Source organism: Ancylothrix sp. D3o (genome assembly GCF_025370775.1).
Taxonomy (GTDB): domain Bacteria; phylum Cyanobacteriota; class Cyanobacteriia; order Cyanobacteriales; family Oscillatoriaceae; genus Ancylothrix.
Window position 1 is genome coordinate 26,391 of record NZ_JAMXEX010000025.1, and the last position, 14,160, is coordinate 40,550.

Below are 14,160 nucleotides of genomic sequence, written 5' to 3' on the forward strand. Positions count from 1 at the left end.
CCTTTTTAAAATAGGAGTTAAATCATTTTAATCGGCCTAAATTTATATTTCCATAGAGTAAATTACTCTTGATTAGATAAGATATCTTCGGCTTCTTCATCGGAAAGGTTTTCTAGTTCGTCTAACATTGCGGCTATCTCTTCATCTTCTACAAATAAAGCTTGGTTTTGGGTAATTAAATCTGCCATTTTTGCTACAGTGGCTTCTTGAAAAAAGAAGAGAAAGGATAACTCAATATTGGTGATTTCTCGAACCTGATTGACGATTCTGGTGGCTAAAATAGAATCTCCTCCTAATTGAAAAAAGTTGTCATAGATGCCTATTTGATCAATGCCTAAAATTTCTGACCAAATTTTTACTAATTCTACTTGGAGTGGGGTTTGGGCTGGTATATAATCGGCTCTTGGAATTGTTGGGTCAGAAGCTGTTAAACCTAATTTTTGGGCTAGTCCGATGCGCTGTAGTTTGCCGGTGGGGCCTTTTGGGATTTCATCAAGAAACATTACGAGACGCGGTACTTTAAAATCAGCTAATTTCGCTGCGGCAAATTGTTTTATTTCTTGCTCGGTTATCGAACATCCTTCTCGCAATACTACGGCAACGGCGATTTCTTCTCCTAAGAGTTTATGGGGGGCGGCAAAAGTGACTGCTTGAGCGATTGCTGGATGATCTAAAAGGACTTCATCTATTTCTCGCGGGGATATTTTTTCGCCGCCACGATTGATAATTTCTTTGATTCGGCTTTTGAGGAAAAGATAGTTATCTTTATCTAAATATCCTAAGTCGCCGGTGCGAAACCAATTGTTTGTAAAAGCGTTTTTATTGGCGTCGGGATTGTTTTCATAGCCAGAGGTGATGTTTGCACCTCGGATGACGATTTCTCCTTCTTCACCGGCTGGTAATAAGTTGCCTGTCTGATCCATAATTGCGACTTTTGGGCCGGCGGGAATTCCGACTGAACCGGCTTTGCGGGTTTTGGGCGGTAGGGGATTGCTAGTAATCTGATGGGAGGCTTCGGTCATGCCATAGGATTCGATTACGGGGGCGTTAAATTCTGCTTCTAAGGAGGTCATAGTTTGGGCCGGCAAAGGTGCGGAAGAGGAGCGGATAAAGCGAAGGGGATATTGATTAATTATATACCGATTCTGTGGTGCGCGTGCAAGAATTGCTTGGTGCATGGTGGGAACGGCTGAGTACCAGGTGGGGCGAAATTCTGCTAACCAGTCGAAGAATTTGGGTGCTTGAAAACCGGCTGTGCAAATAATGCTGGCACCGGCATTTATGGATGAAAGTAATGCTCCGATGAGTCCGTGTATGTGGAATAAGGGCATTATGTTTAGACAGCGATCTGTCTCGACTAAATTTAAGGTGAGGCGAATATTTTGGGCTGAGGCGCAAAGGTTGTTTCCTGTCAGCGGTACTATTTTAGGACGGGAAGTGGTTCCTGATGTATGCAGGACTAAGGCTATATCTTCGCTTTGAGATATTCCTGCTTGTGTGGGATTTTTTGATTGTCCTCCTGTTAGCAGAAAAAGGCCGGCTGCTGATTGTTTGACTGGAGATAGTTCAATTAGAGAAATGCCTTTTTTTTGAGCAATTTTGACGGCGTTGGGCGCAATTTCTGGCTGATAAATTAGGGCTTTGGCGTTGAGGTCTGATAGGTAAAATTCATATTCTGATTCTGTATAATTTGGATTGAGGGGGGCTATTGTGGCACAGGAGGCAATTGCTAAAAATGCGACTGCCATTTCCGGGCCGGTGGGTAGGGTGACTGCTACTCGGTCGTTGCGTCCTATTCCAATTTGGTTGAGTTTGGCGATGATTTGGTTTATCTGCTGATATAAATCTTGGTATGTTAGTGGTGTACGTTCTGGAGCAGTGATGGCTATCGACTGAGGTTGCCGGTGTGCCCAGGCTGTAATGCAATCGTAAATAGATTGGTTGTGATTTTCTGGGAGGTTGATTTTTTCGATCATAATGCCGTAAATTTTAGTTTTTACTTCCTTAAAATTTCTGGAATTAATTATACTTTAATAACGCCTTAATTTGGGAGAGTTTAGCACGCGATCGTTCTAAATCAGCCTTAATTTTGTGTAAGTTAGAAACAGGCAAAATTTTGCTCTCAACTGCCTCTGATTTTCCTTCGTCAGAATAGCTAAAAATTTCATGCTTAACCCAAGGTTCTGATTTATCCCAATCCCACTGGGAAAAATTATCTATTTTCTTGAGGCGCTCTCTTTCAGAAAATTTGATGTTTTCTGCCGAAAACTTTTTTCTGTCTCCATGCCATCCTTTCGCTAGTTCAGCCTCAGTAAACACTCTATTTCCATATTTAGCTATAGCATGGTGTTGGCTTAAAACAATATAATGTCGCAAGATAAACGATACCGGAAATATTTTCTGTCCAGCGAATTCTACTCGATGTCCTCCACTACTGTGTAGGTCTATATTAGGTGTTTTCTTCCAAGCTTTTACCTCGCGTAACGGGTACGGCTCAAAAAAGTAGTAATATTGCATTTCTTTCACAAAATCTTTGCCTTCAAAATCTTCCTCGTCGCTAGTAGGTATGAATACAAATTCATCAAAATTAATAGCATTGTATCCTTGCCGATCTGCATCTTGAATGCCTTCCAAGAGACTAATATAAGGTTTTGGTGCCTCCCGAATTTCATCGGCATCTAAATGGATAAACCAATCTGCATTTATCTCTGATGCTAATTTCTCTTCATTTAAAAGAATTTTTTCCAATTCAAAATAGCCTTGAAAAGGCAAATGTTCTATTCTGAAGACACCTCGCTCCAAAAAGCTCTCAGCAATCTCTAAGGTGCGATCTGTGGAACCATTGTCAATCAGGCAGGTTTCGATTCCCTGTGAATGTAGATGTTCTAAACAACTTGCTAGATATCGTTCTTCATTTCTGACTGTTAATAGAGCAACAACTCGTAACTTGGGATGATAAACTCGTGGCTCATAGTTGTTAAGTTCCCAGCGAGATATTTGTACGACTTTTTCCATCATATTCGGCTCTGGATGTCTTAGCGTACTGATGTTATAATCACCGATGAAAAGATTTGGCGTACAAGCAAACGTTTGCTGAGAAAACTTATTTTCTACTTCCTTGAGCGGCCCGTCATCATAAGCCCAGTCTAATGCTGAAATTTCTTCTAAAACAAAATCAAATATGGAGGCATGGAGAGCATAAGCAAATGAGCCATGAACTTTCGGCAAATCACTCGGTTCTATGTTAATACTAGGATGATATAAATTGGGAGAAAATTGCTTAACTGCACTCCAATTTACCTGAACACAACCAAAATAAATTAGTTTCCAACTTAAAGGAAATTGTTGCACTGTCGTCGAAAATAAGGAGAAAAAATCTTGATGAATCATAATGTCATCTTCAAGGATCAAGATTTTTTCTAAACCTTCTTGCTTCGCGTTCTCAATAACCTTTTTATGGGACAGCAAACATCCCCAAGCACCGGGGGACTCAATAAGTTTCCTTTTTCGGGTTTGCTCGTGCTGATGGTTTAAGCCTTTACTGGCGTAATCTTTCCAGGAGCGCACATTTTCTTCATCATAACCATTCACTGCTTCAACCCGCTCGAACTTTATCCCATAGCGAGATAGCATCTCAGATGTAACTGCCCATTTCTGTACATTTTGACTCAAATTGATGACGAAAATCTTATCGAAATAATCATTAACTGTGCGAGGGATGAGATTGTATTTAGACTGTGAGCGCATTAAAGCTGTAGCAATATCATTCTCATCTAATTCTTCACTTTTTAGATAATCTTTTTCTAAAACTTGAGTCAATGGCCCTGTTTTTTTCTCAGTTAAGTTTATAGTTTTTTCATCGTTTTTTATAGATTCAGCAATATTCCCATACGACATACCTTCAGTAAGATTTTCTTTGTGTTCTATGATTTTACAACCATTCAGTTTTAATGATCCACCCATTATATCTTCGAGCTTTTCCATTATTTTTATTACTACCCGCTCTCTAAGATCCAGTTGGTGGACTTTATCATAAATTTTATTGACTGTGTGAATACAGCGATGCAAACGTTCATTGAATTCATCTATGGTCATTGCTTCTATATATTCAAACAATTCATGGGGATTTCTAAAGTCTGTGTAGTCTAAAAAACTATTTGTTTCAAAATCTTCATAAATGGTGCTATTTTTACCCCCATAATAAATAGGAAGACAACCACACCCGATAGAATCCCAAATTTTTTCCGTACAGTAATAGTCGGCAATAGTATTTTCAAAGCAGAGATTAAAATGATATTTTGGCAATATCTCTAGTTTTCTGCCGTGCCAGTCACCAGCCCTAGAATTTTCTATTGCTATATTCTCTGGCCATTTTTTGCCATAAATATCAACCCTACCTAGCTCATATCCCTGTAATGCAATTTCTCTTCTTAAGCGGCTCAAATCAAGCTCGCGTCCATCACGAATTAAAGATGTATTCCAGACCCGATTTGTGATTAAAGTTGCAATCTTTTTATAATTTTCTCTCTCAAAGTTATCATAATATGTTAGGGGCTGTTTTCCCAGATGAAAAAAATAATAATTATCCCACAAAGTATCACCAGTATAGACATTCATAATATGTACATCTACTCCTTTAAAAAATACCTTTTTCTCAAAATGGGTGTCATACCTTGGCTCATTCGTCCAAACCAGATATTTTTTTGATGACCCGTATTTTATAATAAAAGGTTTTAATTTATCAAAAAATATGCTTACAAATACATCACAATCTTCTTCTTGTTGCGTAAATAATATTTCGTGTTTAGCAAAGTTATTATTTTGAAAAATATTTTTATGCTCTTCACTAAAAGGAGTCCAATCCATGTTATCTACCTTGAATATTTTGACCATTTTTGCCACCTATTTTCCTGGGCGATTTTTTCTGAGAGTCGTTGTTTTTAACTTTTGGGTCTTTATTTTTTATTTTTCGCACTAGCACGAAAACTTTCTAATTCTTGCCTTCAAGTCAAGGGGGATATTTTGCTGTCAGCTTTTGCCACTCAGTTTTCATATTTTATAGCCTTTATGAGAGCATTTTTTTCTATTTTTCTAGGTAAGCTTGAAAATGCTGGAGTTTCAAACGAGATCGCGCTAAATCACCCTGAATTTGTTGGAGTCGAGATTGTTTTAGTAAAAATACTTTACTATTGGCTTTTTCTGCTGCTCTTTCCAAATGAAAATTTAGCCTTTCCGCTAAAATTTTAACATTAGGTTCCAAGTGCATACTAAGATGAGCCCCTGGGACTGTTTCTATCTCAAAATCTCCGTTTGTGAATTCAGCCCACCCCAGTTGACGCATTGGGTTAAATCTGCTTTCATGCTGGCTCTGTTCAGATGAAAAGTAAACGACATCACCGACATAAAGTTTGGGCATATAATTAAGAATTGCCTGTCTCTCTGCTTTCCAAATTTTGATAATAATTTCAACTTGCCCTAAATTCCATCCCTGTTCTATCAAGTTATTTCTGATTTCTATTTCTCGTTTGATAAACTCTTCATTATTATTAACAGTTTTAGCTGCTAAATTGAAAGGATTAACCCCTTCTACCATGACCAATTGTAAGACAATTTGCTCTTGTTTTACTAGCTGTTGAGCCATTTCAAAAGCTACCATTGCTCCCATACAATATCCTCCCAATAGGTAGGGACTTTGAGGCTGGATAGTTTGAATTTCTTTGATGTAATGTGAAGCCATTTCCTCAATGGTTGCGTGGGGAAATTTATCTCCATTTAAGCCTACTGGGTGCAGTACATAAAATGGGCGTTCTGGGTCTAAATAACGTTCTAAATTTGTATAATTTACTATATTAGCACCCAGTCCATCCACATAGAAAAAAGGCCGCTTACTTCCCTGCGAACGAATGGCTACAAGAGAATTATAATTTCGTTTTCGGTTAAGTTGTTGGAGACAAGCGGCTAGTTTTTCAATTGTTGGCGCTTCCATCACAGTTGCTAGGGGTATTTTTATCCGCAATCTCTCCTCAACTAGCACCACTAAATTAGCTGCTTTCAGCGAATCTCCTCCCAATTGAAAAAAATTATCTTTGATGCTAATTGGTGCTATGCCTAAAATTTTTTGCCAAATCTGGAGTAACTGTAACTCTAATTCGGTGCGAGGTTCTATCTCTTCTCGGATAGATTCAGAATTTAACCTCCAAGCATCAATACTATCTAAACTACCATTAAGGAATGCCGCCCGACAAGCTTGGCGCTGAATTTTACCGCTTGAAGTTTTGGGAATACTCCCCCTTTTCAACAGCACTATTGCATAAACCGGCAATTCCAGTTCTTCGGCTATGGCTTTACGAATCGCTGCAATAACTTCTTCTGAATTCAGAGTTTTTCCAGCACTACGTTCTACTTCTTGAACAATTACTATCTGCTCTGTTCCCTCAATTTCTACTGAAAAAGCTGCTCCCGCTGCGGAACGTAAAGCTGGGTGACTTTTTTCGACTATCCATTCAATATCTTGAGGATAATAATTTTCGCCTCGTCTTATTATTAAATCCTTTAACCGGCCAGAAACAAATAATTCTCCATCTTTAATAAATCCTAAATCGCCGGTTCGCAAAAACGGCCCTTCTTTTGTGTCTGTAATGTAAGCGTGAAACGTCTGGTTGGTGACATCGGGCCGGTTCCAGTACCCTTTTGCTATGCTAGAACCGGCTACCCAAATTTCTCCTATTTCATCTACCGCACACCGCGTGAAAGTGTGGGTATTTACTATTGCGATTTTGGTATTGCCAATAAAAGAACCGCATCCAACAATTACCGGTTCTCCTATTTGCGAGGTTTCTAAAACTTGATTTTTTTTCAGTGCTTCTGCGGAAACTCTTAAAAATAAAGGTCTATTATTCAAGGATTTTGCTGTGAGAGTTAGGGTTGATTCTGCTAACCCATACCCCGGACAAAATGTACTAGGCTCAAAACCGTAGGGTTTGAAGGTTTCTACAAAGGAATTAAGAGTTTCATGGCGGATGGGTTCGGCTCCAACACCGGCTACTTGCCAACTACTGAGGTTTAAATTTTGGCACAGTTCGGGTTTGGCATGACTAACACAATAATCGTAGATAAAATTGGTTCCAATACTGTGAGTGACTCGGTAGTTTGAAATAATTTCTAACCAGCGAATCGGTTGTTTCATTAATGCTAAAGGTGACATAACATAGCAGGAGATACCAGCATATAAAGGCCGCAATAATCCACCTACTAATCCTGCATCGTGAAAATGAGGCATCCAATTAGCAACGATGCTGTTTGAATTGTATCCTAATGCTGCAATGGCATCGCCTAAGTTAGCCATTAAGCATTTATGGGTTATTTCTACCCCTTTTGGGGTGGAGGTGGAACCAGATGTGTATTGTAAGTAAGCAATATCATCTGTGAAAACTGCCGGTTTTAATAATTGGTAGTTTTGTTCTACCGGCAATGTTTCGGTTGTTAATATTTTAGGTTGGCAATTACTAAATATCTGCTCTTTTAGCTTATCGAGTTGGGCATAAGTTTCGCTTGTTGTTAGTAAAAAATCCGGTTTTGCATCGTCAATAATTGCCTTGAGACGCGCTACAATTCGCTGTTTTCCAAACATTTCGGGTGCCGGTGCGGGAATGGCTATCATGTCGGCATAAAGACACCCGAAAAATGCAGCTAAAAATTCTAGTCCCGCCGGATAAATCAGTAAAACTCGACTTTTTGATTTTATTTGCGATTCAAGTGTAGCAGCAATTGCTATTGCACGTTGATTTAGCTGTGAATATGTCCAGCTATCTTTGATTGTTTTTCCTTCTCGCAAAAAGGCATAAGCCATTTTTTCTGGTTGTTTTGATGCCTGTTCGCGCAAGATATCAACAATGGTAGAATTTGAGTTTATTGAGTGCTTAAACATACACTGTCCGAGGTTTGACTTTAACTTCTTGCGCTAGGTATTTTGCCAAGGCTTCTATGCTAGAATATTCTGACAAAAGACTTGATTCTATTTCACATCCTAGCCACTGTTCTAAGTTGCCGAGTAGATTAATTAAGGTGACAGAATCTAATCCATAACTATCTACATCTGCTGTAATATCTATTTCCACCGGCTCAATTTCTAGCAAATCGGCAGTATAGGCAACTAACCAAGCGGTAATTTCTGTCTGTGCTTGCATTTGTTGTTCCGCAGGGCCGGCATTTTTTGGCGTTTTCTTTCTCGGCAAGCTTGCCACAATTTCAGTGTAGCGTTTCATTGCTTCTTGCCGACTCATTCCTTGATAGCGCTTCCATGCTTGCCATTGAATGTATTGGCGGGGATGTAAAATTGCATCGGGTTCTTCTTCATTACAATCTCCTTTTATTGCCTGCTTTTCTAGCCCATAAATTTCTATTTGCTGTTTATTTGGCGGTAGTTCAACATGATAAAAGCGGACTATATTGCTGGCTTTTTGAAATTCAGTTTCTATGGGGCTTAAATCATGCTTATCTCGTACAACATTGAGGTTATATTCATCTTTGCCAGACACTAAAATAGAAAAGTGCCGCTGAATATCATGGTTGTTCTGGTCAATAAAATCTCCTTTTAATCGATGAGAATAAATTGCTACACTAGGATGAATGTAAGCTGCCGAAATTGATAGGCGCTGACTATTACTAATATTAGGAAGAGAACTGTGCATGACGCTTTCAGTAAAAATAATAATTTGACCGGCTTTTGCCGGCACTATTTCCACTTCCCAGTCTGCCGGTTGAAACTCAAATGTTCCTGCTTTGATTCTGTCACCTTTATAAACTGATTTATGATTTCGATAGTTAGCAAAAGTTGAGTCTTCTGCATCTACAGAATTTGTGAGTATTTTAAACGGCTTTTTGTGCGTTCCGTTGGCAAATTGCAAACATCCTTTCTCGATAGGGACATCTTCCAAAGCAACCCATACTGTAAAGTTAATTGCGTTCGGATTCTTAGAAAAATCTAATTGAGGTTTTTCATAGTCAATATCAAACATCCAGTAATATTCTTTATATTGATGCCAACCCGTAGCGCCTTGATTGGGCAACAAATAAAAAATATCTGTTCTCCAAAGCAGCAAATCAGAAGTTTCTATCTGATTTAAACGCTGTACAATTTTTTGGCTGCTTACTAAACTTTTAATCGGTTCATGGAATAAATGATGGTCTCGGCTCGTACAATCAATATTGTACACATTGTTGTATAACTTCAGCGCCTTTTTTCCATTCAGTTCTGTAATCACTTCACTATGGCTTTCAATACATTGCTTAACCGGCTCAATTTCTTCGGTTGAAAAAGTATCTAGGGGGCCAACCCATCCTTTTTCGTGAAAATGAGCAATTTGCTGTTCTGTTAGTTTCATCTTTGCTACTCCTATTTTAGAGATAAGTTATTTTTTTCTAATATCTACAAATATTGCTTCCAGTTTGCCTTCTTGAAATTGAACTTTACAAGCATGGCGCATAATTTTGCCGCTGGAAGTTTTAGGGATGCTTCCTTGTTTGATTAAAACTACAGCATAAAGCTGTATTTCATGGAAAGCAGAAACTGCTTGACGAATTGTGCTGGTGATTTGTTTGCTATCTATCTGATTTTGCTCTGAACGATTCACCTCTTGAACTATAATAACACGCTCTTGACCTTCAGTTTCTACTGCAAAAGCTGCACCACAACCAAATCTAAGTGCGGGATGGCTTTGTTGGACGCTCAATTCGATATCTTGGGGATAATGATTGCAGCCTGAAATAATAATGACATCTTTTAATCTTCCTGTAACAAATAATTCATTATTTTTAATAAATCCTAAATCGCCGGTTCGCAAGAATGGACCTTCTTTTGTATCTGTAATGTAAGCTTGAAACGTCTTCTCGGTTAAATCCAAATGCTGCCAATATCCTTTTGCTACACTAGAACCGGCTACCCAAATTTCTCCGACTTCATCCACTCCACACCGCCTCAGAGTTTCGGGATTTACAATTGCAATTTTATTATCTCCTGCGGTTATCCCGCAACTTGTTAAGCTGACAAAATTTTCCGTTTCATTTTTTCCATAGACTACTACCCTACCTTGTGACAAGCTTTGTCGGGAAACTGTGCATATTTTGGGAATTTCATCAAGCTTCTTTGTTGTTACCATTAGTGTCGCTTCTGCTAATCCGTAACTAGGATAAAAAGCAGAAAAATTGAAGCCATAAGGTTTGAATTTCTCAGCAAATAATTCTAAAATTTCGCGGCGGATGGTTTCGGCGCCGGTGTGTGCAACACGCCAAGAAGTTAAGTTTAATTTTTGACACTCATCGGGTTTGATTTTTTCTAGGCAATATTGGTACGCAAAACAGGGAGATCCTGTGTGGGTAACATGATATTTTGAGATAGCTGAAAGCCAACGAATCGGATGTTTAATAAACGTCACCGGCGACATAATAAAGCAGGGAATGCCGGCATACAACGGTTGAAGCATTCCGTTTACTAATCCGTAATCGTGAAAGTAGGGAATCCAGCTTGCACAAATGCTTTCTGAGGTGTACCCATGTGCTTGCGTAATAGCGGCTATATTTGCTATGAGATTTTGATGAGTAATCGCTACCCCTTTTGGTGTAGAAGTTGAGCCAGATGTGTATTGCAGATAAGCTAAACTATCGCTTTTGATAGGGGTTTCTTTCCAGTCTTTCCCTGAGTTTTGATTAATTGTATTTGTCGCTATGTAAGACAGGGTTTTTAAGCTTTTGTAATCTGTTATAAAAGGTTCTAACTGAGACAAAATTTTGGATGTACTTAAGATAAAAGAGCATTCAGCATCTTGAATAATCGATTCTAACCTCGGACGAATTCGCTTCAGTCTTGATGCTTCAGGTGCCGGTGTGGGAATGGCAATAACACCGGCATAAAGACACCCGAAAAATGCCGCTATAAATTCTAATCCTTGCGGATAAATGAGTAGCGCTCTATCTCCAGGGGAAATGCAAGATTGCAAATGAGCAGCGATTGCTTTTGCTTTGCAATCTAACTGTTGATATGTCAACCTGTCTTCTGGCGTTTCCCCGTTGGCTAGATAAGTATAGGCTACTTGCGCCGGCTCAGAAGAAGCTCGCTGTTGTAAAATTTCCACCAAGGTAGAAAATTGATTTTTTTGATTTCCCAGCGTATCGAATAAAAGCATTTTTTCTCCCATACTCTTCACTACCTTACCTCCACAGGTTGTCTCAACAGTTCTACTAACGCATAAAAAGCCGGTTTAGGCTGATAATTTTCATCAAAAATTAACGCCGCATCGGGACGATTTGTAAATTGAGGAATCCACGAGTGCGCGTCTGTAAACCCCCACATTACAAAAGCTTTACAGTTACTTGCTTTTAAACAAACTTGCAGCATTTGCCGGTAAATATTAGCCTGAGCAACTAATCTTTCTTTTCTTGTTCCATATCCGTCCTGAATTTTCACATCCATTTCAGTGATATGTACCTCTAATCCCAACTCAGACAAACGCAGCATATTATTCGCTATTTCTTGCGGCCTGGGTGTATAATTCAAACCAACGTGCATTTGCAATCCCACCCCATCAATGGGAACTTTTTTTAACAGCAATTGCTCGACTAAACGATAGATAGCATCAGACTTCCTCCCTCTTCCTTCGCCGCCATAGTCATTATAAAATAGTTTAGCATCGGGGTCAGCTTCGTGTGCCCAACGAAACGCCATTTCTATGTATTCGGGGCCAATAGTTTGCAGCCAAATTGTGTTTCTTAATCTGCCATCATCAGCCATAGCCTCATTCACCACATCCCAGGCCATGATTTGTCCTCGATAGTGACCCACAACTTTATAAATATGATCTCGCAAAATGCTGATTGCTTCATCACGAGATAATTTTTTTTCTTTCAACCATTTTGGTAATTGATTGTGCCAAACGAGGACGTGACCACGCAAATTCATTTTATTTCTTGAAGCAAAAGCTACCATTTCATCTGCTTTTTCAAAATTATAACTGTCGGGAGTGGGACGCAAAGGTTCAAATTTCATCACGTTTTCTGGCGTGATAATATTAAATTGTTCCGCCAAGGTTTTTTGATAATTTGGCTCATTTTTTAACGGCAAATCTCTCACCGCTGTGCCGATTTTAATGCCTCGCTCAGCGGCAAGCGTTCGCAAAGATGGGGTTGTTGTCTGAGCAATTTTTATGGTAATTTGGTTTGCAGTAACGTTACCCGGATTTAAAGCAAAAAAGGGCTGAGCTTGTATTATCAGTCCCATTAACCCGCTCACGACAAACAAAATTAATGTTTTTACCCGCTTTTTCCTCATTTTTTACTGTTCAGTCCTACCGTCAGTGTCCAGTGCATTAACTTTTGCCAGTATCGCTTTTTTAGGAATTTTTGAGCATCCATTTCTTCCCCCCTTTCTTGATAAAATTGTGCGAAACTCTCCACCCAGTTAATCACGGTTTCCACCGGCCTATAAGGCGAATAGTCCCAAGATTTTTGTAAAAATTCTACCATTTCTTTAGGATGGCCGGTTGAATGCAAATACCATCCTATCCATACTAAAGTATTGTACCGCACCCGTTTCTCTATTAATCGAATTGAAACCGGCACATCAGGCAAAGAGAAAAAATTATCCATTACTGCCGCAAGTGATCTGGCTTGGGGCAACCCTTTATACATGGCACTCCCCGGATGTTGACGATAACAAACAGTTACTTCAAGCAACCAGCAAGCTTCGCACCCCATCAGTGCTAAACGTAACACTAGATCAGTATCTTCTGCCGGTGGAAACCTCTTATCAAAACCACCAACTTTGATTAACCATTCTCGCTTAAACATCATAGCGCTGGGTAACACTGGCTTCCATCTTAACCAAGATTCCAAATTTAATTGGGGTACTTTTTCCCAAGGCGTGACATCCATAAGCGGGGTGCCATGCCGGTCTACACGCCGCCAACCGCTGTGAACAATTCCTAACGAAGGCTGTGTAGAAAATAAAGCAACTTGGGCAGCTAATTTATCTGGTAAAAAATAGTCATCAGCATCAAGAAAAGCTACTATTTCTCCTTTAGCTACTTCTATACCACGATTGCGAGCCACTGCGACACCTTGATTAGATTGATAGATGTAATAAATATGATTTAGATAAGGTTTTAAACGCTCAACCGTATCATCTGTAGAGCCATCATCAACCACAATGATTTCATAATTCTGGTAAGTTTGCTGCCAAACACTTTCAACTGCTTGAACGATATATTGCGAGGCATTGTAAGTAGGAATAATTACACTCACAAGAAAAGGGTTTATTGTTAGCACTGGCATCTCCTATCAGGAGCGGATGGGAAATAGAAGGCAAAAATAAGTACCCTGAACAACCTCAGACTGAGCCTCCAGAGTTCCACCATGTTTTTTACCACAATTTGATGGGCAATTGCCAAACCTAAAACAAATCCTTTGCCTGTTTCTTTACTTACTGTTGGCTCATTTGAAATTGACATACTCACGCCTGCTAAAGTCACAGTGAATATGTCCAATACCAGCCCGATGTGCTGTGCTTTGAGACATTAAACCTCAAACGAATGCAGCGGCTATCGGGCCTCAAGGTGAGCGACTTAGCTCTGGGGGAGTTTCTGTAAATCCTAGAATGGGTTACCAAAAAAAAGCAGAAGTTGGTAGTCAGGAAAGTGCGGTTTTGAAGCCGAGCATGGGGGCGACCTCCTTGCTTAGGTTAACGGAGATGTCAAGAAAGCCTACTAAGTTTTGGGCAAATATCAGGATGAACTATCATCCGGTCTGGCGTGTAGATAGCGCTCTGTTGTGGAAATACTGGAATGTCCCAAAGTTGCCTGTACCAGATGTAGAGGAGCACCCCTATCTAATGAATGGGAAGCATAAGCTTTCAGGCAACCAATGGGGTGATACTTTCTGTTCAAGACCGGCCCTTTTAGCCGCTGCTCTGACAATTCTCACAACATTACTTGCGGCATAATGCCGGCCTGATTTGGTAGGAAAAACCGGCATTGTTGAACCGGCCTTTTTGCGTGTGGTTTGTAAATCTTTCCACAATTGTTCAGAAATAAGAATGTGGCGAAGTTTAGAACCTTTCCCTAAAATATCGACTTGCCCGCCTGGGATTCGTTTTTTTAAATCCTTCCACTT

At 39.6% G+C, this 14,160-nt stretch carries 8 protein-coding genes and 1 pseudogene; all 9 read right to left on the bottom strand.

The features are described 5' to 3' along the window. Positions 1 to 62: 62 nt before the first annotated feature. Positions 63 to 1,976 carry an AMP-binding protein gene (locus NG798_RS23540; RefSeq protein ID WP_261226156.1) on the bottom strand — a complete coding sequence of 638 codons (1,914 nt, stop codon included), beginning with the start codon at positions 1,974 to 1,976 and terminating at the stop codon, positions 63 to 65. A gap of 43 nt (positions 1,977 to 2,019) precedes the next feature. After that, positions 2,020 to 4,866 (bottom strand): glycosyltransferase family 25 protein, encoded by a 2,847-nt coding sequence (locus tag NG798_RS23545; protein WP_261226157.1) that lies wholly within the window; start codon positions 4,864 to 4,866, stop codon positions 2,020 to 2,022. 217 nt (positions 4,867 to 5,083) lie between these two features. Next, positions 5,084 to 7,927, bottom strand: coding sequence for an AMP-binding protein (locus NG798_RS23550; protein ID WP_261226158.1), 2,844 nt, complete (start codon positions 7,925 to 7,927; stop codon positions 5,084 to 5,086). Continuing rightward, a complete protein-coding gene (locus NG798_RS23555; protein ID WP_261226159.1) occupies positions 7,920 to 9,383 on the bottom strand; it encodes an acyl-CoA-binding protein in 1,464 nt (487 codons plus the stop codon). Before NG798_RS23555 ends, NG798_RS23550 begins: the two co-directional genes overlap by 8 nt. A gap of 27 nt (positions 9,384 to 9,410) precedes the next feature. Continuing rightward, positions 9,411 to 11,180: a fatty acyl-AMP ligase gene (locus NG798_RS23560; protein WP_261226160.1), complete on the bottom strand. Its 1,770-nt coding sequence runs from the start codon at positions 11,178 to 11,180 to the stop codon at positions 9,411 to 9,413. A gap of 20 nt (positions 11,181 to 11,200) precedes the next feature. Next, on the bottom strand, positions 11,201 to 12,271 hold the full coding sequence (locus tag NG798_RS23565) for an endo-1,4-beta-xylanase (RefSeq protein WP_261226161.1): 1,071 nt from the start codon (positions 12,269 to 12,271) through the stop codon (positions 11,201 to 11,203). A 47-nt stretch (positions 12,272 to 12,318) separates the two neighbouring features. Continuing rightward, a complete protein-coding gene (locus tag NG798_RS23570; protein WP_261226162.1) occupies positions 12,319 to 13,323 on the bottom strand; it encodes a glycosyltransferase family 2 protein in 1,005 nt (334 codons plus the stop codon). 449 nt (positions 13,324 to 13,772) lie between these two features. After that, positions 13,773 to 13,964 carry a tyrosine-type recombinase/integrase gene (locus NG798_RS28260; protein ID WP_375338997.1) on the bottom strand — a complete coding sequence of 64 codons (192 nt, stop codon included), beginning with the start codon at positions 13,962 to 13,964 and terminating at the stop codon, positions 13,773 to 13,775. Further along, positions 13,873 to 14,160 (bottom strand): annotated as a pseudogene (locus NG798_RS23575) (hypothetical protein); the annotation flags it as partial. The pseudogene NG798_RS23575 and the gene NG798_RS28260, both read right to left, overlap by 92 nt.